Raw genomic sequence first — 21,198 nt, forward strand, 5'->3', positions numbered from 1 at the left:
GTAAAAAAGGGGCAAATCAGTCCGAGGGGTAATGCATTTCCCAATGACATGTGATGCAATGCACACCGACAGTATCTAACGATGGAGGGGTCACAGTGAGTGAGATTGCCGTGCCACAGTCGTTCTCGATCCCCGAGAACACGTCGATGGCCGACAGCGTCTTCCGCCACGAGAAGGAGTCGCCGGAGTTCGTGCCGTTCGAGCGGCTGGTCGACGGCAAATGGGTTCCCGTCACCGCGCGTCAGTTCGCATCCGAGGTACGCGCCGTGGCGAAGGGCCTGATGGCGTCGGGCATCGAACTCGGCGATCGCGTCGCGGTGCTGGCGGCGACCCGCTACGAGTGGGTGCTCCTCGACTACGCGATCTGGACCGCGGGCGGTGCCACCGTCGCGATCTACGAAACGTCGTCGGCCGACCAGGCCCAGTGGATCCTCGAGGACTCCGGAACCAAGCTGCTCATCGTCGAGAACTCCGGGCACGTCGACACGGTCCGCGAGGTCGCCGAGAACGCCCCGACCGTGCGTGAGGTCCTGCAGATCGAGCCCGCGCCGGGCGGCAAGAGCGCGGTCGACGAACTCATCGCACGCGGCGCGGCGGTCACCGACGAGCAGGTCGAGGAACGGCGCAACTCGGTCACGGCCGAATCCGCTGCGACCCTCATCTACACCTCCGGCACCACGGGCCGGCCGAAGGGCGTGCAGCTCAAGCACCGTCACTTCGCCTCCGAGTCCGCCGCCTGCGGTCTCGCCCTGCCCGATTCGATGCACGAGGGTCAGCGCACCCTGCTGTTCATCCCGATGGCGCACGTCTTCGCCCGCCTGATCTCCTTCGCGGCCTTCGACAGCAAGGTCACCGTGGGCCACACCTCCGACCTGTCGACGCTGCTCGATCAGTTCGCGGTCTTCAAGCCGAACTTCATCCTGTCGGTGCCCCGCGTGTTCGAGAAGGTCTACAACTCGGCCAAGCAGAAGGCCTACGACGGCGGCAAGGGCAAGATCTTCGAGAAGGCCTCCGACGTCGCGATCGAGTACAGCAAGGCACTCGAGAACGGCGGCCCCGGCCTCGCCCTGAAGATCCAGCACTTCGTCTTCGACAAGCTGGTCTACGGCAAGCTCAAGGCCGCGCTCGGCGGCAACGTCACGCGTGCCGTCTCGGGCGGCGCCGCACTCGGCGCACGTCTCGGCCACTTCTTCCGCGGTGTCGGCGTCACCATCTACGAGGGTTACGGTCTGACGGAGACCACCGGCGGCATCATCATGAACACCCCGGCAGCTCAGAAGATCGGCACCGTCGGCAAGCCGTTCAACGGCTGCGCGGCGAAGATCGCCGAGGACGGCGAACTGCTGCTCAAGGGTCCCCAGGTGTTCGACGGTTACTGGCAGAACGACAAGGCCACCGACGAAGCCATTCGCGACGGCTGGTTCCACACCGGCGACATCGGTGCGATCGACGAGGACGGCTTCATCTCGATCACCGGCCGCAAGAAGGAACTCATCGTCACCGCGGGTGGCAAGAACGTCGCGCCGGCCGTCCTCGAGGATTCGCTGCGCGCCCACCCGCTGATCAGCCAGGTCATCGTGGTCGGCGATTCCAAGCCGTTCGTCGGCGCGCTGATCACTCTCGATCCGGAGGCACTGCCGGGCTGGCTCGAGCGCCACAACCTGCCGGCAGGCACGACGGTCGCGGAACTGATCAAGAACCCCGACCTGATCGCCGAGATCGACGAGGCCGTCGCCGAGACCAACAAGAAGGTCTCGAAGGCCGAGTCGATCCGCAAGTACCGCATCCTCGAGACCGACTTCAGCATCGAGAGCGGTGAGCTGACCCCGACGCTCAAGCTCAAGCGGAACATCATCCACGACAAGCACGGCGCCGAGATCGCAGCGATCTACAACTGACGCTTCGAACACACCGGGCCCCTCGCAACCGCGAGGGGCCCGGTCGTCTTCCGGGGACTGCGGTGTCAGACGGCCGGCCCGCCCACGAACCCGGCGACGTCCGAGGTCACCCTGCGATGGACGGGCTCGTGGAGCAGGTCGTGCCCGGCATCGGGATAGTCGAGCAGCTGCGCCCGCGGCACCGCCGCCGCCCAGTCGCGCACCGGATCGATCGGGGCGAGCCGGTCGTCGACGCCGTGGACCAGCAGGACCGGCAGGTCGCTCGTGCGAAGCGCTTCGGCCGTCGCCGGCAGCGCCGCGGTGCGCGGCGTACCGCACAGGACGACGCCCGCGAAACGGGTGCCGCTGGACGCGCCGGACGCCAGCGCCGTCAGGACGGTTGCCGCACCGAGGGAATGTCCCATCGCCACCAGGGGCAGACCCGACTCGGCGGCGATCCCGGCGAGCACGCCGAAGTCCTCGGCGTGGCGCCCGACGTCGCCGGGTGAGCCGGGCTCTCCTTCCGAGAGTCCGTGGCCGGCGAGGTCGAGTCCCCACAGTGCGATGCCGTGAGCCGCGAGACCGGACGCGAAACGGTGGTAGTGCCCGGTGTGCTGCCCGAAGCCGTGGGCGAACACGACAGCGGCACGCGCATCCTCGACCGGCCAGGACCGCCAGTGGACCCGGCCGACCGATCCGGGGAAGAACGTCAACGGCATGGAACTCATTCTCGCCGGAGGCGAGAGGTCACCAGCAGCCGCCCTCACCGCGGTAGGTGGGCACCTCGGTGCGTCCGTGCTCGTCGACGAGATACACCCGGTCGAACCTCTCGCACAGTTCGCCGGCCTTCGCGTGGCGGAACCACACCCGTCCCCCGATGCGGATCGACGCGGCCGCGCGACCGCGGACCGGGGTCTGCACCTCCCCCGCGCCCTCCGTCCCCAGCAGTTTCAGCCCCGCGGGCCGGACCGGACGCGGGACCCGCGAGGCCCCGGCCGGGCCGGATGCGATGTATCCGCCGCCGAACAACGTCGTGATCGACGGTGCCGGTTTCCGCACGGCGGGTAGCGCGAAGAACATCGACGGTGTCGGAGTGAACGCGCGGTAACCGTCGAACAGGGTGGGAACGTACAGTCCCGATCCCGCCGTGGCCTCGGTGACGACCCGGTCGGCGGTGGTCACCTCGAGCGACCCGGTGCCGCCGCCGTTGACCAGTTCGAGTTCGCCCACGATCGTTCGGACCGCGTCGACCACGGCGCGTCGGCGTGAGGCGAGTTCCCGAGCCGACAGGCCCTTGACGAGCCGAACCGGTAGCGACGAGTCGGGCAGACCCGCGATCTGGGCCTCGTAGAACATCACGCCGACGACGTCGAACCCGGCGTCCTCGGCGCGACGGGCCAGCTCGGCCGCGCTCGCGGGGGTGCGTATCGGCGAACGCCGCACCCCGAGGTGGACCGGACCCACCCGCAGCGACGCATCGATGTCCAGGCAGACTCGTGGCCGGAAGCCGTTCTCCCCCACAGCATCGCGGGCTACCTCGCGGGTGATGCGGAGGTGCTCCGCCGAATCGATCATGAGCGTGATCGCCTGTGCCGCTTCGGGCGACGCCGCGAGACGCCCGAGCGCCGTCCGGTCGACCGTCGGATATCCCATCAGGATGTCGCGGGCGCCGTGCTCGACGAGCCACAGGGCCTCGCGCAGCGAGTACGCCATGATGCCGCGAAAACCGCCGCGAGCGGTCAGTTCCGGGCCCAGGACCTCGGACAGGACGGCGCGGCAGCGCACCGATTTGCTCGCGACCCGTACGGGCACACCGTTCGCGCGGCGGATCAGGTCGTCGGCGTTGCGTCGCAGGGTGGGCAGGTCGACGGCAGCGAACGGCGGGTCGAGGTCGGCCGTCGCCGCCTGCACCCGATCGAGGGCATCGTCGTGAGCGGAAGCAGCACGGAGCACGGGCGATCCCTTCGAAAGGTCGGGTCGGGTCAGGAACGTTCTACGGCACGGGTCGCGATGATGTCGGCGACGACTCCCAGTTCGGCCGTGGCCGCCTCACCGTCGCGATCGACGAGCCACCGGAGCACGACTCCGTCGAGCGCGGACAGCGACAGTCGTGCGAGCGTCCCGGTGGGCAGCGACCATTCGAGACCGCATCGCTCGGCGCACGTGTCGAGGAACAGCCGAGCCTGCTCGTCCATCAGGCGGTACTGCTCCACGGCGATGTCGCCGCTGGCGGGACTGCCGTCGGTGCGGTGCCGGAGCGAGTAGGCGGTGATCTCGTAGGTGAGGGTCTGCAACCCCGGCGTGGATTCGATGGCCGACCACATGGCGCGAAGACCGGTGTGGAGCATCGAGCGGAGACACTCGACGCCGCCGGTCTGCTGCGTGTCCTCGGGCACGTCGAAGGCCGCGTGCATGGCTCCGGCGAGTTCGCCGACGACGGCGTTCGCCATGGCGACGACGAGGTCTTCCTTGCTGTCGAAACAGTAGTGGACGACACCCAGTGACACCCCGGCCTTCTCGGCGACGGCGCGGACCGTGACAGCTCCCACTCCCCCGCCTTCCGCCAGTTCCAGTGCCGCAGCCACGAGTTGGGTGCGACGCTCGTCAGCAGGCAACCGATTCGGCATGACCTGATGGTAGAGGTCGGGAAAGATTCGCGAGCAGGTGTTGACCTGGACGCTCGTCCAGGTCGAAGATGAGGCATGGCCACCTGGCGCAACTGGGCGCGTACCGAGAGCGCGACACCCCGCCGTTTCGAGACCCCCGGCGATGTCGACGACCTCGCGCGCGTCGTCGCCCGCGCCTCCGAACAGGGCGAACACGTCAAGGCCGTGGGCGCCGGGCACTCGTTCACCGGCGCGGCCGTCACCGACGGCACACTGATCTCGCTCGACCGGATGTCCGGTCTCGTCGCGGTGGAACCGTCGGCCACCGGCGCGCGTGTCACCGTTCGGGCGGGGACGCGACTGCGCGATCTGAGCGACCTGCTGTGGGCACAGGGCCTCGCCGTACCGAATCTCGGCGACATCGACGTCCAGTCCGTCGCCGGCGCGATCTCGACCGGCACCCACGGCACCGGTGCGACCTTCCGCGGACTGGCGGCAGCCGTGTGCGGCGCGACGATCGTGCTCGCCGACGGCCGGATCGTCGACTGCTCCCCCGAGCACGAACCCGACCTGTTCGAGGCCGCCCGGCTCGGAGTCGGCGCCCTCGGCGTGCTCGCCACCGTCACGCTCGACTGTGTCCCCGCATTCCGCCTGCGCGCGGAGGAAGCACCCTCCTCGCTCCGCACGACACTCGATGCCCTCGACCAATTACGCAGCGGTGTCGACCATTTCGAGTTCTACTGGTTCCCGCACACCGACGGAGTGCTCATCAAACGCAACACCCGCCTCCCCGGTGAGACACCGGTGCAGCCGGTCGGGCGGGTGCGCACCCTCCTCGACGACGAACTGCTCTCCAACGGTGCCTTCGCGCTCTTCCAGCAGGTCGAGACGCGGATTCCCGCCACCATCCCGGCGCTGAACCGGGTCGCGTCACGGGCGTTGTCCCCGCGCACCTTCATCGACCGCAGCTACCGGGTGTTCGCGTCCATCCGCCGGGTGCGGTTCCGGGAGATGGAGTACGCGCTCCCCGCCGAGCACCTTCCAGCGGTTCTGCGCGAGATCGATGCGTGGCTGCAGCGTAAGGACGTTCGCGTCGGTTTTCCGGTGGAGGTGCGGTTCGCGCGGGGCGACGACGTGTGGTTGTCCACGGCCCACGGCCGCGACACCGCCTATGTGGCCGTGCACCAGTACCATCGGCGCGACCACACGGCCTACTTCGACGGTGTCGAGCCGATCCTGCGTGCCGCGCAGGGCCGCCCGCACTGGGGCAAGCTGCATTCCCTGACCGCGGACGATCTGCGCGAGCTCTACCCTCGGTTCGACGACTTCCTCGCCGTGCGCGACCGTGTGGATCCGCACCGCACCTTCACGAACCCGTATCTGCGCCGCGTCCTGGGCGAGTGACGCCCGGGCAGACTCACCTGGACGGACTCAGAGGAAGGCGGCATCCCACGAATTGCGCCGGAGCACATCCCGCTCGGCGTCGGTGAGACCCAGCTGATCCTTCAGCCCTGCGAGGTTGTCGTCGACGTAACCACCGAAATAGGCGGGATCGTCCGAGTGCACGCTCACCGACAGGCCCGCCTCGAGCATGCGGCGCAGCGGATGGTCGGCGAGCGTATCCACCACGCGGAGGCGGACATTCGAGAACGGGCAGACGGTGAGCGGAATACTCTCGTCGACCAGGCGCGCGACAAGTTCGGGATCCTCGAGCGAGCGGATGCCGTGGTCGATGCGCTCGGCGCCGAGGAGGTCGAGCGCCTGCCAGACGTATTCCGGAGGTCCCTCCTCCCCCGCGTGCGCCGTGATGTGCAGCCCTTCGGCCCGCGCCCGTGCGAAGACGTCCTCGAACAGCGACGGCGGGTGGCCGACCTCCGCCGAGTCCAGGCCGAGGGCGATGATCGGCGCGCCGAGGCGCAGCAGTTCGCCGAACACCTCGTGGGCTTCGGGCACGGGGCGATCGCGCACGATCGACGCGATCATCGCCGCATCGACCCCGAACTCCCGATGTGCACCGGCGACCGCGTCGGAAAGCCCGGCCACGACCTCGGGCAGCGGAACACCGCGCGAGGTGTGGGCCTGCGGATCGAAGAAGAACTCCGCGCGGGTGACGCCCGCCCGCGCCGCACGAGCGAAATAGGCGCGGGCGAGGTCGGCGAAGTCCTGCGCGGTGCGCAGAACCTCCATGTTCGCGTAGTACAGGTCGAGGAACGACTGCAGATCGGTGAATTGGTAGCGGCTGCGCAGATCGTCGAGATCGCGATAGGGCAGCTCGATGCGGTTCCGCTCGGCGAGGGCGAGGATCAGTTCGGGTTCGAGCGTGCCCTCGATGTGCACGTGCAGTTCTGCGAATCCGTCGGTCACCTGATCCTCGCCATCTGTCGTTCCTTCGCCCTCGAGTGTCCGGCCGGTCAGCGGCCCTTCCGCACCGGAGCTCAGCGCCCCTTCCACACCGGAGCTCAGCGACCCTTCCACACAGGAGGCCGCTTCTCGGCGAAGGCGGTGGCGCCTTCACGCGCGTCCTCCGAGGTGAACACGGGTGCCATGATCTCCATCTGCTTCGCGAACGCCTCCTCGCTCGACCAGTCGGCCGAGCGGACGATGATCTCCTTGGTCGCCGCCACGGCGAGCGGTCCGTTCGCCGTGATGCGCTCGGCCAGTTCGAATGCACCCTCGAGTGCCCCACCGGGTTCGGTGAGGCGATTGACGAAACCGTATCCGTAGCCTTCCTCGGCGGTGAACGCGTCCCCGGTGAGAGCGAGTTCGAGGGCCTTCTGGTAGGGGATGCGCGACGGCAGGCGCAGCAGGCCACCGCCACCGGCGACGAGGCCGCGCTTGACCTCCGGGATGCCGAACTTCGCGTCCTTCGCGGCGACGACGAGGTCGGTGGCCAGGACGAGTTCGGTTCCGCCGGCGAGGGCGAATCCTTCGACGGCGGAGATGAGCGGCTTGCGCGGCGGCGCCTCCGTGAAACCGAGACCCTTACCGGGCACCACCACGTTCTCGCCGGCGACGAACGCCTTGAGGTCCATGCCCGCGCAGAAGTTGCCGCCGACGCCGGTGAGCACACCGACCGACAGGGAGTCGTCGCTGTCGAGCTGGTCGACCGCCTCGGCGAGCGCATGGCTCACGGCGGCGTTGACGGCGTTGCGCGCCTCGGGCCGGTTGATGGTGATGACGAGAACGCGATCGCGTCGTTCGAGCAGGACTACGTCGGACATGGACACACCTCTCCACTACGGAAAATGCCGGTTCATCCGGTTACAGGCTGTATACCCGACGAGAACCTGTTGCAGGGTTCACGACACCCGGACGGCGATCTGCTCGACGAAGCCCTCGTCGTCGATGCGCACCTGATCGCCCGTGCGGAACCAGCCGTCGTCCGTGAATGCCTCGTCCGAGGCGCACGGATCGCGCCAGTAGCGGCGGGCCACGCTCGGTCCGCGACAGAGCAGTTCGCCCATGCCGTGCTCGGCGTCGGGCCCGAGCAGCGCGACCTCGATCCCTCCGAACGGCACGCCGACACTGCGGGGATGGCGGGAGCGGTGTTCCGACGGCAGCAGCAGACCGATCCCGCCCGTCTCGGCGACACCCCATCCCCGCACGAAGCGCGAGGCGGGGAAGGCGGCGCGGAGATGACGCCACGGTGCGCGGATCACGCGGGATCCCGAGACCACGACGGTCCCTCCGAAGGCGAGCGTGGGCAGCAACTGGACGCTGCATCCGACCGCCGTGGACAGCGGCGCCGTCAGCACGGTCCGCACGCCGTCGCCGACGAGATCCATCGCGTGGGCGACGGCCTCGATCGTCGACAGCACGTTGGTGTTGGTCAGTTCGACGCCGCGCAGTCCACCACCGGCGACGCGCACGTAGTAGAGGACCGCGAGTTCGTCCGGTGACGCACCTCCGTCGAGGAAGGCGACGCCGTCGGGCAGGTCGGAGTCCAGGGTGAGTACCGCACCGCTGTGGACCTCGATCTCCGCCGCTTCCTCGGGGCTGCAGCTCGGGTCGGGGAGCACCGGGACGCCCCCGGCAAGAACCACGCCGAGGAACCCGATCAACCAGCGGACCCCGTTCGGCTGACAGATGACCACCCGATCGGCGGGGCCGACTCCCTGATCGAGGAGACCACCGGCGACGCGGGCGGCGGCGGCCCACAGTTCGCGGTAGGTGAGTGTGCGGCCGCACCGGTCGACGACCGCGACGCGGTTCGCGAAACGCAGCGCACTCCGGTCGAGCAGCTCGGCGAGGCACGGCTCCAGGCAGTCGTACTGGAGGATGCCGCTGTCGCGGCGAGTGACCCGATCGTCCCGGAGCCACCGACTCCCTGCAGGAATTTCCACTACGGCCACCGACATGCCACCTCCCGCCCGGCGTGCGTGCCTGCACTATATGGCGCGGATCACAACCATGTGAGGAAACGGCGGGTCACGGACAACCGGGAAGGTGCCACAGGGTGGTCGTCGGAACGTCCGTCAGGCGCTCGCTGCCGCCGAACGCTCTTCGGCGGCGCGCTGCTCCTTCTGGCTTGCGGGACGGTCGAAGGCGAGTACGGCCACGAGCCCGATGAGCAGGATGCCTGCGGGCAGCCACAACGATTCGGCCATCGCCGCGGCGAACGGTTCGCGTAGGGGCTCCGGCAGGACCGCGCCGGACGTTTCCATCTCCGCCGCACCTCCTCCCCCGCCGACACCGTTGGCACTCAACCGCGCCGCCATGATCGCGCCGAGAGCGGCACTGCCCATCACCGCGCCCACCTGACGCGTCGTGTTGTACACACCGGAACCCGCCCCGGCCCGGCTCGGTGCGAGACCGTTCGTCGCGGTGGCGGAGAGCGGCGACCAGATACCCGCGTTCGCTACTCCGATCAGGGCGATCGGCAGCAGCAACTGCCAGATCTCCGCGTCGGGAGTCATCACCAGCGCGAGCCAACCCAGCCCGATCGTGAGCAGCGAGAAGCCGGTGCCGGCGATCAGCCGCGGATGGACCCGGTCGACGAGCCTGCCCACGAGCGGCGCGAGCACACCGCTGAACACCGCCATCGGCACCATGAGCATCGCGGCGCCGGTCGGGCTCAGACCGCGCACCGACTGGGCGTAGAACATGATCGGCAGCATGACGCCGGTGATGGCGAATCCCATCGTCGCGATGCCGATGTTCGCCAGCCCGAAGTTGCGGTCCCGGAACAGCGACAACGGTACGAGCGGTTCACCGCGGTTGCGCGACTGCTGGGCGACGAACACGACGAGCAACACGATGCCCAGTCCGATCAGCGCCCACACGCGGGCGGTCCACTCGAACGAGTTGCCCTCCTGGATCCCGAACACGAGACAGAACAGGCCGGCACCGCTGAGCAGCATGCCGAGCACGTCGAACCGGTGCGGGCTCGTGGGCAGCACCGGCACGTACCGCACGGCGAGCGCGAACCCGACGATCCCGACGGGCACGTTCACGAAGAAGATCCACTCCCAGCCCAGTCCGTCGACCAGGACACCGCCGGCGAGCGGCCCGACGAGTGTCGCGACCCCGGCCACGGCGCCCCACAGGCCCATCGCGGTCCCGCGCCGCTCACGCGGGAAGATCCGCGTCACCACGGCCATGGTCTGCGGCGACATGAGCGCCGCGCCGAACCCCTGGAACACGCGGGCGACGATGAGCATCTCGATCGTCGACGAGAAACCGCACCACAACGATGCGATCGTGAACAGCACCAGCCCGCAGAGGTAGACCCGGCGCTGACCGAAGCGGTCACCGAGGCGACCCGTCACGAGCAGCGGCACCGCATAGGCGAGCAGATATGCGCTCGTGACCCACACGACTGCAGCGATGTCGGCTCCGAAGGTCCGCATGATCGCCGGGTTGGCGACGGCGACGATCGTGCTGTCCACCAGGATCATGAAGAAGCCCAGGCACAGGGCGCCCAACGCCGCCCATCGGGCACCGTCGGACATCTCCACCGCCACATCGGACCCGCGTTCGCGCGTGCCCACCTCGCTGTCGTCGCTCACCGGACCTCTCCCCTCGTCGGCGGTCTACGGTAGCGGGGTGGACCCGCACATCTCGAGCATCGCCGCCCTCGCGTGGTGTCGTGCACTGGGCCTACCCGACGGCGCTCTCGTCGAACCCGGGTGCGTCACGCGCATCGACGACTCGGTCCGCGACGTCCGACTGCTCGCCGTGGAACGCACCACCGCGATCGTCGGACCCGGCACCGCGGTCTTCCGCCTCGCGGCCGAACCCGACCCGGCCGAGATCGACGCCCCGAACGCCGAGCTCGTCGTCGCAGGCCACGCGGGTCGCACGGAGATCCTCGCTCTGTGCACCGACTGGATCGACGCGACACGCGTCGAGAACCCGCTCATCTCCGACGACCCCGAGGACCTCGCCGAGCTACTGCGGTGCTGCCCGCCCGACGACGTCACCGAGGCAGAACTGTCGCCGACGGGACCGTCGCGCGTGTTCGTGTTGCTCGACGACGATCACCGTCCCCTCGCCGGCGCGGCCTACAGCGAACTCGGGTCGTTGCTGGCCGACGTGCGGGTGCTGACGACACCGCCGGCGCGCCGGCTCGGGCTCGCCTCGACGGTCGCGACGCTGGCGACCCACGACGCGCTCGATGCCGGACTCGTCCCGCTGGCCCGCATGCGCCGCGACAACCGCGGTGCCCGGACGGTCGCGGCGGTGTCGGGATACGACATCTGGGGAACCCTCGTGACGGTTCGGGTTCCACCCGGGAAGTGACGAGTGTGCGCGGAAGGATGCGTAGGTGACCGAGAACAAGTACGTCGAGCCGGGTGCGGAGTTCACCCGGGACACCAACTACATCCCCACCCGCATCACCGCGGACGGGCGCGACGGCTATCCCGTCGAGTCGGGGCGGTACCGGCTCGTCGCCGCCCGGGCGTGTCCGTGGGCCAACCGCACCCTGATCGTGCGGCGGCTGCTCGGTCTCGAGGACGCTCTGTCGCTGGGACTGTGCGGCCCGACGCACGACGAGCGCAGCTGGACGTTCGACCTCGACCCGGGTGGGGTCGACCCCGTCCTCGGCATCCCGCGACTGCAGGACGCGTACTTCGCGCGCTTCCCGGGATACGACCGCGGCATCACCGTCCCGGCCGTCGTCGACGTGCCCACCGGGCAGGTCGTGACGAACGACTACCCGCAGATCACCCTCGACTTCTCCACCGAGTGGACGCAGTTCCACCGCGAGGGCGCCCCTGATCTGTATCCGGAGGAGCTGCGGGACGAGATCGACGAGGTGGCGGAACTCGTCTACCAGGACGTCAACAACGGCGTGTACCGGTGCGGTTTCGCCGGTTCGCAGGAGTCCTACGACAAGGCCTTCGATCGGCTCTTCGCCCGCCTCGACTGGCTCGAGGAACGCCTCGGGGCGCAGCGCTATCTCGTGGGCGAGACCATCACCGAGGCCGATGTGCGCCTGTTCACCACGCTCGTCCGGTTCGATCCCGTCTACCACGGGCACTTCAAGTGCAACCGGAACCGGCTGGCGGACTTCCCGGCGCTGTGGGCCTATGCGCGCGATCTGTTCCAGACACCCGGCTTCGGCGACACCATCGACTTCGTGCAGATCAAGCAGCACTACTATCTCGTGCACACCGACGTCAATCCCACGGGCATCGTGCCGAAGGGACCGGACCTGTCGAACTGGCTCGATCCGCACGGCCGTGAGGCGCTCGGCGGGCGGCCGTTCGGGGACGGCACACCGCCGCCCCCGCCGCGTCCGAGCGAGGTGGTCCCCGAAGGGCACGGCGCGGTCGCCCGCTGATCCCCTGCGACGGTTCCTACGGCCGACGGGGTCGGTAGGTGCCGATCGTCCAGTACACGCCGTGCGGGTCGCGGCAGGTGAACCCGTGCGATCCGTAGTCCTCGTCGCGGAGTTCGACGGTCACGGTCGCGCGGACCGCCGGGTCCTCCGCCTGCGCCGAGGCGAGCACCCTCTCGTACAGGGCATCGACGGTGACGTCGTCGGGAAGCACGAGATAGGCGGTGCCCTTGTCGGCGTGCTGGTCGAGCGGCGACCCGCGACCGGTCGAGCCGAGCATGACCCCTCCGCCGTGCGGCCAGAGCAGGGCTGCGTGGTCGACGCGGTCCCCTTCCCCGTAGACCTCCGCTTCGGCGAACCCGAGGGTCTCCACGAGGAAACGGATCGCGCCCCGGGCGTCGGTGTAGGCGAAGCACGGCCACACCGTGTCGAGGGTGGGTGCGACGGTGGCCGACTGCTGCGTGGAATTCGTTGTGTTCGTCATGCCTCCGAGTGTCGGCCCGGAACGTCTCGATCGTCTTGGACGAATGGGAACACCTCGTCCTCGAGCCACCGCGACGGCGGGACGCCCGCCAGATCGCGCCAGTCGCGGGCGAGATGCGCCTGGTCGTAGAAGCCGCACTCGGCGGCGACATCGGCGAGGCGGCGGCCGGGGTCGGCCCGCAGCATCCGTCGCGACCGGTCGAAGCGTGCCACCCGGGCCACGTCCTTCGGGGACAGTCCGAACTCGGCGGCGCACCGGTTCGCGAGGTGTCGCCTGCTCCATCCGAGTTCGTCCGCGACGGCACCGACCGGGCGGGCCGGGTCCGTCACGAGCAGGTGCCAGGCGTGGACGAGGTGCCCGTCCGGGCTCGTCGACCGTGCGGAGACCAGGCGGCGGGTGAGAATCCGGTCGAGGACGGCGAACCGCTCGTCCCACGATTCGGCCGCGGAGATCCGGTCGAACAACTCCCGGCCGTCGGCGCCGATGACGTCCTCGAGATCGACGGCCCACGGACCGAGCGCGGCGGCGGGCGCACCGAGCAGGGCGCGGGCACCCGCGGGGGTGAGCGCGAGTTGGATCCCGTGCTGCCGTCCGTGGTGGACGATGGGCACCGGTTGCGTCGACAACCCTCCGGCGAGCGTGTCGAAACGTTCCGGGCACCGTCCGTCGCCCCGCGAGAGTTCGACGGGTTCGGAGATCGTGAGGATTACGGTGACCTCCGGAGAGGGCATACCCAGATGGGTCCCCGGCGGGAAACCGTCGAGCCGATACCCCTCGTACGACCGTACGTAGGGTGTCAGCAGGGGTGTCGGACGCCGCCTGGCGCCGTCCGACACACCGACTGCGGACCCGGTCATGGCACCAGCGTAGTGAGAGCAGTCCGGAAGACAAGAGCACCGGAGAACAGGGGCACGATGAGCAACAAGGCAGGCGTCGCAGAGGCCTTTATCGTCAAGATGCTGGACAACGGCGCGAGGCTGCAGGGCCCTGCGGTGGCCAAGTACGTCGATCTCATGCGGCGCTCGCACCCCGACGAGTCCCCGGCGCAGATCATCGAGCGGCTCGAGAAGCAGTTCCTGCTGACCGTCACCGGCAGCGGGTCCGCGGCGGGCGCGACCGCTGCCTTCCCCGGCATCGGGACACTCGCGGCCATCGGCGCGGTCGGCGCCGAGACGGCTTTCTTCTTCGAGGCGTCCGCGCTGCTCACCCTGGCCATCGCGTCGGTGCACGGGATCGAACCCCACAACCACGAGCAGCGCCGCGCGCTGGTGCTCGCCGTCTCCCTCGGTGACGCCGGCCGGGAGATCGTCGCGACCGCGACCGGCGCGTCGCTGCGGAACTGGCCCAAGGCCCTGACCACCGGCGCGGGAGGCACCCAGCTGAAGACGCTGAACAATTCCCTGGTCAAGAAGTTCATCCGCCGGTACTTCGCCAAGCGCAGTCCGCTGCTGATCGGCAAGCTCGTCCCCGCGGGCATCGGTGCCGCGATCGGTGGCGTCGGCAACCGTGCGCTGGGCAAGCGCACTATCCAGAACGCCCGCGACGCCTTCGGTCCGCCTCCGGCCACGTGGCCCGCCGCCCGTCCCGTTCTCCCGGCGAGCGGAGAGACACCGGCGCTCGACGCCGGTGTTCCGGTCCCGAAGGACTGACCGTGCCGACCGGCGGGAAGATGTTCGTACGGGAGTCCGGTGCGGGACCGCGCACCGTCGTCCTGCTGCACGGCTTCTCCGATCACGGCGGTACGTGGTGCAAAGTCGCGCCGGCGATCGCCGAGCGGCACCGGGTGCTCACGGTCGACCTGCCCGGTTTCGGGCGCAGCGCGCAGCACTGGAAGACACCCGTGCTCGACCACTACGTCGACGTCCTGGCCGACCTCGTCGACGACGTTCCCGAACCGGTGTCGCTGGTGGGGAACTCGCTCGGTGCGGTGACCGCGCTGGTGTTCGCGTCGGTCCACCCGTCCCGGGTCGGCCGCGTGGTGCTCGCCGACATGCCGGGTCTCGCCGGGATCCCCCGGTGGTGGACGCGGGGTGCGAGCATGCCGGTCGAACTGTCGCGCCTGCTGTTGCGTCCGCTGCCCGCCCCGGTGATGCAGCAGGCCATGGGTGCCCTGTACGCGCGGGCCGCCGTGCACCGACGCGGCACCTTCGACCGGGCGGCGCGCACGGCGTTCGCGGCGAACTACGCGACCCGCGAGCAGGTCGACACGCTGCTGACCGTGGGCCGGCACGCGATCGGTGAGCTCGGTCGACTGCCGATCCCGGAGATGGTGCACGCCCTCGACATGCCGGCCCTGCTGGTGTGGGGCGCACGCGACCGGTTGACGCCCGCTCACGCCGCGCGACGGGTGCAGGCCGGGGGCCGGAGACGGGTGGTGATCATCCCTGACGCCGGGCACTGTCCTCAGCTCGACGCGCCCCGCGAGTTCCTCGACGCTGTCCTGCCCTTCCTCGACTGACCCGTAAGCTCACGGCGACCGCGGCACGAGCCGCACCCACATCTCGACGACGCGGGGGTCCGAATCCGTGACAGCACCGTCAGCGCAACCGCCGTACGGCACACCCGATCCCCGGGTGCCCTCGGGGACACCGGGCGCGGGGATCACCGTCCACGGCCTGAGCAGGACGTTCGGTGACCACACGGCCGTATCGAATCTGTGGTTCACGGTGCCACCGGGCTCGATCACCGGTTTCCTCGGCCCCAACGGATCGGGCAAGACCACCACGCTCGGCATGATGCTCGGACTCGTCCGGCCGAGCGCCGGGAACGCCTTCGTCGACGGCGTGCCGTTCACCTCGCTGCGGCAGCCTGCACAGGTCGTCGGGGCGGTGCTCGACGCGCGCAGCGCCCACCCGAAGCACCGGGCGCTGACACACCTGCAGGTCTATTGCGCCGCGATCGGCGTGCCCGACGAGCGGGCGAGGCAGATGCTCGATCTCGTCGGCCTGGGGTCGGTCGCGCGACGTCGTATCGGCGAGTTCTCCCTCGGCATGCGGCAGCGACTCGCCCTGGCGACGGCCCTGCTCGGACAACCGCGTTATCTCGTGCTCGACGAACCGGCGAACGGACTCGACCCCGAGGGCATGGCCTGGCTGCGCGACTTCCTCCGCGCGTTCGCCGCCAACGGCGGGACCGTGCTGATCTCGAGCCACATCCTGCGGGAGATCGAGCAGATGGCCGACCGCCTCGTGATCATCGCGAACGGTCACCTGGTCGCGGAGACCTCGATGACCGACCTGCGCGACGCCTACCGCTCGCGGGTGTTCGTCGCGGCCTCCGACCCGGCCCGCCTCGCGACCGCGCTCGCCGCGGCCGGGCACACCGACGCGCAGGTGCAGCAGGACGGACGGCTCGCGGTGGTCGGCGTGACTCCCGACCGCATCGCCGAGATCGCCGCGACCGCGGAGGTGACGCTGTTCGGGACGAGTGTCGAGCACGTCGATCTCGAGCAGGTCTACCTCGCGATGACGGCGGGTCGGTATGCGGCCGCGCCGGTCGCGCAGTATCCGGGGCACGGCCAGCAGTATCAGCCCTACCCGAACGCACAGCAGTACCCGAACGCACAGCAGTACCCGCAGCCGCAGTGGGGGCAGCCGAACCGACCGCCGGCCGGGCAAGGAGGTCCCACCGCATGACCGTGCTTCTCACCGCCGAGTTCCGCAAGGTCCTGAGCCTGCGCTACTGGTGGATCCTCGGCATCGCACCACTGCTGGTGGGTCTGTTCTGCGGCGCGCTGACGCTGCCGGTCGCGCGGCAACTCGAACTCGGTTTCGGTGACGGTTTCGCCGAGGCCGTCGCCGCCGCGGTCGGTATCTCCCTCTCGTTGTCGCTGGTGTTCCTGTTCGCCGCGATCTTCGGTGCGGTGGCGACGGGCAGCGAGTTCGCGCACCGAACGATCGTGACGACCTTCCTCACCGCGCGGGGACGCGACCGGGTCGTCGGGGTGAAGTTCGCGACCGTCGCCGTGATCGGGTTGTTGTACTGCATCGTCACGGAAGTCGCGGCGGCCGCGACGCTCATGTTGTTCGGTGGGGGCTTCGACGGTGCCGACCTCGGTTCGGTCGCCAAGGTGATGGGCATCGGTCTGTTCTGCGCGCTGATGTGGTCGCTCATCGGAGCGGGGCTGGGTCTGCTCACACGGTCGACGACGGGCAGTGTGCTCGCGATCTGCGCGTGGGTGCCGTTCGGGGAGCTGATGGTCTCGGTCGTCCTGCACGGTCTCGGTCTCGGCGCGATCGCGTCGTATCTGCCGGCGCAGGTCACCTGGTACGTGCTGTTCTCGGCGGTGTCGATGCCCGAGGACGTGACGCTGGAGATGACGTGGCCGGCGGCTCCGCTGCTTCTGATCCTCTGGACCGTGGTGCTGGGCGGCCTCGGCTGGTGGCGCGCCCGCACCGCCGACGTCGTCTGACACCTTCGATCACCTGCGTCTCCGGCCCTCCCGGGCGGCTCCGACGTGCCCTGTCGTCACTCGGCGCTAATGTCGGTTCGATGGCACACGACCCGATTCCGCGCTCGCCGGGATGGATTTCCCGGCTCGTCGCCGAATGCCTGAAACACCGCAGAACAGCCGTCGGGGCGCTGGCCGTCACCGTCGTCGCTGCCCTGATCGACATCACCTTCCCACTGCTGACGAAGGTCGCGGTCGACAGCGCGACCGGGCAGGGCGACGTGCCCGCCGACGACCTGCGCCTGATCGGGCTGGCGGCGGCTGCGATCGCGGCCGGTGCGGTGATCCGGTTCGGCTGCCAGTACGGGCGTCGCATGCTCGCCGGACGCCTGTCGCTCGACGTGCAGCACGACCTGCGGTTGCGCCTGCTCGGCTCGCTCCAACGTCTCGACGGCCACGGTCAGGACCGCATCCGCACGGGTCAGGTGGTCTCGCGGTCCATCACCGACCTGCAACTCGTGCAGGGCCTGCTCGCGATGGTGCCGATGTCGGCGGGTGCGCTGCTGCAGTTCGTGCTCGCGCTGGTGATCATGACGACCCTCTCGCCGCTGCTCACACTGGTCGCGGTGGTCATCGTCCCGATCATCGCGGGTCTCGTCCGGGTCGTGCGCCCGAAGCTGTTCGCCGCGACCTGGTCGGCGCAGCAGCGCGCGGCCGACCTTGCCCAGCACGTCGAGGAGACGGTCACGGGCGTGCGGGTGGTGAAGGGATTCGGGCAGGAGTCGCACGCCGTCGACCAGCTCGAGGAGCACGGTCGCAGGCTGTACGCGGAGCGTCTGCGTGCCGCCCGGATCAACGCGTGGTTCTCGGCGCCGATGGGTGCGATCCCACAGTTCGGGCTCGTCGCCACCATCGCGCTCGGCGGCTGGCTCGCCCTCGAGGGCGGGATCACCGTGGGCACCTTCGTGGCGTTCACCGCCTATGTGGCGACGATGACGGGGACGACCCGCACCCTCTCCCAGGTCGTGATCATGGCGCAGTTGTCCCGCGCCGCCGTCGAGCGGGTGTACGAGGTGATCGACACCGAACCCGATGTCGCCGATCCCCCGCATCCCGTCGAGCTGCCCGACGGTCCGCTCGGGGTGCACCTGGAGGACGTGACGTTCGGCTTCGACGACGACCGGCACGTACTGCGCGGCCTCGACCTGGAGATCGCGCCCGGCGAGACCGTCGCGATCGTCGGCCCGGCCGGGTCGGGCAAGACCGTGCTGTCGCTGCTGCTCCCCCGCTTCTACGCGCCGCACCGCGGGTCGGTGTGCCTGACCGCGGACGGCCGCGACATCGACGTCGCCACGCTCCGCGCCGACGATCTGCGCGGGGCGGTCGGCCTCGTCTTCGACGAGCCGTTCCTGTTCTCCGACACCGTCGCGTCCAACATCGCTCTCGGCCGGCCCGACGCATCGGACGACGAGATCCGCGCCGCGGCCGCGGCGGCACGCGCCGACGACTTCGTCGAGGCCCTCCCCGAGGGCTACGACACGGTCGTCGGTGAACGCGGCCTGACCCTGTCCGGCGGGCAGCGGCAGCGGGTCGCGCTGGCGCGGGCACTGCTCGTCGATCCGCGGGTGCTGATCCTCGACGACGCGACCTCGGCGGTCGACGCCGAGACGGAGGCCGCGATCTACGGCGCGTTGCGGGCGGGCCGGCGCCGCACGACCCTCGTGCTCGCCCATCGGCGGTCGACGCTCGCGCTCGCCGACCGGGTCGCCGTGCTCGACGAGGGGCGCATCGTCGACATCGGGACGGTCGACGAACTCGAGGAGCGCAGTCCCGTCTTCCGGCGTCTGCTCTCGACCGACGACGACGCCGCACCGGCACCGGAACGCCCCGTCCCCGCCGGTGAGTTGTGGCCCGACGAACCGGACGACGACGAACTGTCCGGGACCGTCCGGAACCCACCGGCCGTCGGTGGAGGTCGCGGCGGACCGGCGGGCGGTGGTGGCCGCGGCGGGCCGGTGTCCGGTGCGCTCGGCGCGGTCGCCCCGACCCCGGAACTGCGCGCGGCCGTCGACGCGCTTCCCCCGGCCACCGAGACGCCCGGACACGATCCGGCCCTGCAGTCTGAGGCCCTGCGCCTGCCCGACCCGCAGTTCCGGTTGCGGACGACGCTGCGCCCGGTGCGTGCACTGCTGGCGGTCGTCGTGCTGTGCCTGGCGGTGGAGTCGCTGACGAGCATCGCGTTCCCGTCGCTGGTGCGGTACGCCGTCGACCGCGGAGTGACCCCGGGCGATCCGTCCCGGCTGTGGCAGGCGACCGCCGCAGGTGTGGTGCTCGCGCTGCTCGGCTGGTTCGTGGTCGCGATCCTCACGGTGCTCACCGCGCGGGCGGGCGAACGGGTGTTGTTCGGGCTGCGCGTGCGCTCGTACGCGCACCTGCAACGGCTCGGACTCGACTACTACGAACGCGAACTGTCGGGCCGGATCATGACGCGGATGACGACCGATGTGGATGCGCTGTCGCAGTTCATCCAGACCGGCCTGTCCACCGCGGTCGTGGCGGTGCTCACGCTCACCGGTATCTCGATCGCGCTGATCGTCACCGATCTGTCCCTGGCCCTGGTGGTGCTGGCGGTGCTGCCCGTGCTGGTCGGCGCGACCCTGTGGTTCCGGAAGGTCTCCGGGACGGCGTACGCGCAGTCCCGCGAACGCATCTCCCTGGTGAACGCGGATTTCCAGGAGAACGTCACGGGTCTGCGCGCCGCCCAGGCCTACCGCAGGGAGGAGACCGCGGCGCGGCGGTTCGCCGAGCGCGCGGAGGCCTATCGGCGCAGTCGCCTGCGGTCGCAGCGGGCGATCTCGCTGTACTTCCCGTTCATCACCTTCCTGTCCGATCTGGCGCTCGCGGCGGTCGTCTTCGTCGGCGCCCGGGAGGTGGCGTCGGGCGCGGTCGGCCCCGGTGTGCTGATCGCGTTCGTGCTGTATCTGAACCTGTTGTTCGCGCCCATCCAGCAGTTGTCGCAGGTCTTCGACGGCTACCAGCAGGCGCGGGTCGGTCTGCGCCGGATCGGCGACCTGTTGCGGACCGAGAGCTCGCTCGAGTCTGCCGAGGAGGGCACGGTCGCCATCACCGGGCACCTCCGCGGTGACGTCGACCTGCGGCAGGTGGGCTTCCGGTACAGCGAGGCCGATCGTGAGGCGCTGAGCGATGTGGACCTGTCGATCCCGGCCGGGTCGACGGTCGCCCTGGTGGGCCGCACCGGCGCCGGGAAGTCGACGGTCGTCAAACTGCTCGCCCGGTTCTACGACCCGACGTCCGGTTCGGTGCGGGTGGACGACACCGATCTGCGCCGTTACCGCCTGCGCGACTATCGGGGCCGGCTCGGTGTGGTGCCGCAGGAGGCGCACCTGTTCACGGGCACGGTGGCGACCAACATCGCCTACGGCCGGCCCGACGCGACGCGCGAGGAGATCGAATCGGCCGCGCGCGCCGTGGGGGCGCTGGACATGATCGCGGGTCTCGCCGGCGGCATGAACCATGCGGTCGGTGAACGCGGTCAGGGTCTGTCGGCGGGCCAGCGTCAGCTCATCGCGCTCGCGCGCGCCGAACTGGTGGATCCCGATCTGCTGCTGCTCGACGAGGCCACCGCGACCCTCGATCCCGCCACCGAGAAGGCGGTGCTCGAGGCGGGTGCGCGGGTGGCCCGCTCACGGACGGCCGTGGTGGTGGCGCACCGTCTCGCGACCGCCGCACGCGCCGATCTCGTGGTGGTCGTCGACGACGGCCGTATCGTCGAGTGCGGGCCCCACGACGAGCTCCGCCGAGCGGGAGGTCTGTACACCACTTTGTGGCAACTCGCTACCGGTGGTCTCGTTCCGGAGGAGCCCGAGGTCCTGCTCACTTCGACGACGGAAGGATCGAACATGAGATCGTCCTCACGTTTGTAACGGGGTGCGCGCTGCGCCGATGCACCTTAGAGGGAATAATCGGCTCTCGAGAACCGTCATCGATGGAGACCCCATCGCACCAGATTGTGAGGTAGCCCACCGACATGCGCGGTC

General features: G+C 69.8%; 18 protein-coding genes. 9 read left to right on the top strand and 9 right to left on the bottom strand.

The window, feature by feature from the left end; all coding sequences use genetic code 11:
* Nucleotides 1-95: 95 nt before the first annotated feature.
* Nucleotides 96-1,898, top strand: coding sequence for an AMP-dependent synthetase/ligase (locus ACNJ7K_RS02130; RefSeq protein WP_120281909.1), 1,803 nt, complete (start codon nt 96-98; stop codon nt 1,896-1,898).
* Between the two features lie 65 nt (nt 1,899-1,963).
* Here ACNJ7K_RS02130 and ACNJ7K_RS02135 read toward each other — a convergent pair whose 3' ends face one another.
* From ACNJ7K_RS02135 to ACNJ7K_RS02145, 3 genes are read right to left on the bottom strand one after another with little or no spacing between them, the layout of a single operon-like run.
* Nucleotides 1,964-2,596, bottom strand: a complete 633-nt coding sequence (locus tag ACNJ7K_RS02135) for an alpha/beta hydrolase (RefSeq protein WP_268655381.1) — start codon at nt 2,594-2,596, stop codon at nt 1,964-1,966.
* A 28-nt stretch (nt 2,597-2,624) separates the two neighbouring features.
* The gene (locus ACNJ7K_RS02140) at nt 2,625-3,830 is read right to left on the bottom strand and encodes an amino acid deaminase/aldolase (protein ID WP_487041121.1); all 1,206 of its coding nucleotides are present in this window, start codon (nt 3,828-3,830) and stop codon (nt 2,625-2,627) included.
* Nucleotides 3,831-3,859: 29 nt separating this feature from the next.
* Nucleotides 3,860-4,504, bottom strand: coding sequence for a TetR/AcrR family transcriptional regulator (locus tag ACNJ7K_RS02145; RefSeq protein WP_174247063.1), 645 nt, complete (start codon nt 4,502-4,504; stop codon nt 3,860-3,862).
* Between the two features lie 75 nt (nt 4,505-4,579).
* On the opposite strand from ACNJ7K_RS02145, the gene ACNJ7K_RS02150 reads away from it, so the two are divergent.
* A complete protein-coding gene (locus ACNJ7K_RS02150; protein WP_487041122.1) occupies nt 4,580-5,887 on the top strand; it encodes a D-arabinono-1,4-lactone oxidase in 1,308 nt (435 codons plus the stop codon).
* 27 nt (nt 5,888-5,914) lie between these two features.
* On the opposite strand, the gene ACNJ7K_RS02155 is transcribed toward ACNJ7K_RS02150, so the two are convergent.
* From ACNJ7K_RS02155 to ACNJ7K_RS02170, 4 genes are all read right to left on the bottom strand, one after another.
* Nucleotides 5,915-6,847, bottom strand: a complete 933-nt coding sequence (locus ACNJ7K_RS02155) for an adenosine deaminase (RefSeq protein WP_120284082.1) — start codon at nt 6,845-6,847, stop codon at nt 5,915-5,917.
* A 95-nt stretch (nt 6,848-6,942) separates the two neighbouring features.
* Entirely contained in the window at nt 6,943-7,704 is a 762-nt protein-coding gene (locus ACNJ7K_RS02160; protein WP_230790775.1) for a crotonase/enoyl-CoA hydratase family protein, read from the bottom strand.
* Between the two features lie 78 nt (nt 7,705-7,782).
* Nucleotides 7,783-8,826: a class I adenylate-forming enzyme family protein gene (locus ACNJ7K_RS02165; RefSeq protein WP_120281905.1), complete on the bottom strand. Its 1,044-nt coding sequence runs from the start codon at nt 8,824-8,826 to the stop codon at nt 7,783-7,785.
* Between the two features lie 132 nt (nt 8,827-8,958).
* A complete protein-coding gene (locus ACNJ7K_RS02170) occupies nt 8,959-10,434 on the bottom strand; it encodes a DHA2 family efflux MFS transporter permease subunit (RefSeq protein ID WP_230790947.1) in 1,476 nt (491 codons plus the stop codon).
* Nucleotides 10,435-10,528: 94 nt separating this feature from the next.
* Here ACNJ7K_RS02170 and ACNJ7K_RS02175 point away from each other — a divergent pair, with 94 nt between their 5' ends.
* Nucleotides 10,529-11,224 (top strand): GNAT family N-acetyltransferase, encoded by a 696-nt coding sequence (locus ACNJ7K_RS02175; protein ID WP_159419292.1) that lies wholly within the window; start codon nt 10,529-10,531, stop codon nt 11,222-11,224.
* Between the two features lie 25 nt (nt 11,225-11,249).
* Nucleotides 11,250-12,269, top strand: coding sequence for a glutathione S-transferase family protein (locus tag ACNJ7K_RS02180; protein ID WP_159418872.1), 1,020 nt, complete (start codon nt 11,250-11,252; stop codon nt 12,267-12,269).
* A 16-nt stretch (nt 12,270-12,285) separates the two neighbouring features.
* Here the strand turns inward: ACNJ7K_RS02180 and ACNJ7K_RS02185 are convergent, their stop codons facing one another.
* A complete protein-coding gene (locus ACNJ7K_RS02185) occupies nt 12,286-12,750 on the bottom strand; it encodes a VOC family protein (protein WP_159418873.1) in 465 nt (154 codons plus the stop codon).
* Nucleotides 12,747-13,607 (bottom strand): AraC family transcriptional regulator, encoded by an 861-nt coding sequence (locus tag ACNJ7K_RS02190; protein ID WP_174247064.1) that lies wholly within the window; start codon nt 13,605-13,607, stop codon nt 12,747-12,749. Before ACNJ7K_RS02190 ends, ACNJ7K_RS02185 begins: the two co-directional genes overlap by 4 nt.
* A 57-nt stretch (nt 13,608-13,664) precedes the next feature.
* Between ACNJ7K_RS02190 and ACNJ7K_RS02195 the strand changes: the two genes are divergently transcribed.
* The 5 genes from ACNJ7K_RS02195 to ACNJ7K_RS02215 all read left to right on the top strand — a co-directional run bounded on the left by ACNJ7K_RS02195 (nt 13,665) and on the right by ACNJ7K_RS02215 (nt 21,084).
* Nucleotides 13,665-14,399 carry a hypothetical protein gene (locus ACNJ7K_RS02195; RefSeq protein ID WP_159418874.1) on the top strand — a complete coding sequence of 245 codons (735 nt, stop codon included), beginning with the start codon at nt 13,665-13,667 and terminating at the stop codon, nt 14,397-14,399.
* A 20-nt stretch (nt 14,400-14,419) separates the two neighbouring features.
* On the top strand, nt 14,420-15,208 hold the full coding sequence (locus ACNJ7K_RS02200; RefSeq protein ID WP_159419294.1) for an alpha/beta fold hydrolase: 789 nt from the start codon (nt 14,420-14,422) through the stop codon (nt 15,206-15,208).
* 67 nt (nt 15,209-15,275) lie between these two features.
* A complete protein-coding gene (locus ACNJ7K_RS02205) occupies nt 15,276-16,385 on the top strand; it encodes an ABC transporter ATP-binding protein (protein WP_487041123.1) in 1,110 nt (369 codons plus the stop codon).
* A complete protein-coding gene (locus ACNJ7K_RS02210; protein ID WP_159418875.1) occupies nt 16,382-17,161 on the top strand; it encodes an ABC transporter permease in 780 nt (259 codons plus the stop codon). The genes ACNJ7K_RS02205 and ACNJ7K_RS02210 overlap by 4 nt, the downstream gene beginning before the upstream one ends.
* Nucleotides 17,162-17,241: 80 nt before the next feature.
* Nucleotides 17,242-21,084 (top strand): ABC transporter ATP-binding protein, encoded by a 3,843-nt coding sequence (locus tag ACNJ7K_RS02215; RefSeq protein ID WP_159418876.1) that lies wholly within the window; start codon nt 17,242-17,244, stop codon nt 21,082-21,084.
* Nucleotides 21,085-21,198: the final 114 nt, after the last annotated feature.

The sequence above is a fragment of the Rhodococcus shunpengi genome (assembly GCF_048381395.1).
Lineage (GTDB): Bacteria > Actinomycetota > Actinomycetes > Mycobacteriales > Mycobacteriaceae > Rhodococcus.

Excerpts from the sequence above, each read along its gene's own strand:
- ACNJ7K_RS02135 (WP_268655381.1), bottom strand. The coding sequence starts at position 2,596 with ATGCCGTTGACGTTCTTCCCCGGATCGGTCGGCCGGGTCCACTGGCGG.
- ACNJ7K_RS02145 (WP_174247063.1), bottom strand. The coding sequence starts at position 4,504 with ATGCCGAATCGGTTGCCTGCTGACGAGCGTCGCACCCAACTCGTGGCT.
- ACNJ7K_RS02150 (WP_487041122.1), top strand. The coding sequence starts at position 4,580 with ATGGCCACCTGGCGCAACTGGGCGCGTACCGAGAGCGCGACACCCCGC.
- ACNJ7K_RS02160 (WP_230790775.1), bottom strand. The coding sequence starts at position 7,704 with ATGTCCGACGTAGTCCTGCTCGAACGACGCGATCGCGTTCTCGTCATC.
- ACNJ7K_RS02170 (WP_230790947.1), bottom strand. The coding sequence starts at position 10,434 with ATGTCCGACGGTGCCCGATGGGCGGCGTTGGGCGCCCTGTGCCTGGGC.
- ACNJ7K_RS02185 (WP_159418873.1), bottom strand. The coding sequence starts at position 12,750 with ATGACGAACACAACGAATTCCACGCAGCAGTCGGCCACCGTCGCACCC.
- ACNJ7K_RS02190 (WP_174247064.1), bottom strand. The coding sequence starts at position 13,607 with ATGACCGGGTCCGCAGTCGGTGTGTCGGACGGCGCCAGGCGGCGTCCG.
- ACNJ7K_RS02195 (WP_159418874.1), top strand. The coding sequence starts at position 13,665 with ATGAGCAACAAGGCAGGCGTCGCAGAGGCCTTTATCGTCAAGATGCTG.
- ACNJ7K_RS02200 (WP_159419294.1), top strand. The coding sequence starts at position 14,420 with ATGTTCGTACGGGAGTCCGGTGCGGGACCGCGCACCGTCGTCCTGCTG.
- ACNJ7K_RS02210 (WP_159418875.1), top strand. The coding sequence starts at position 16,382 with ATGACCGTGCTTCTCACCGCCGAGTTCCGCAAGGTCCTGAGCCTGCGC.
- ACNJ7K_RS02215 (WP_159418876.1), top strand. The coding sequence starts at position 17,242 with ATGGCACACGACCCGATTCCGCGCTCGCCGGGATGGATTTCCCGGCTC.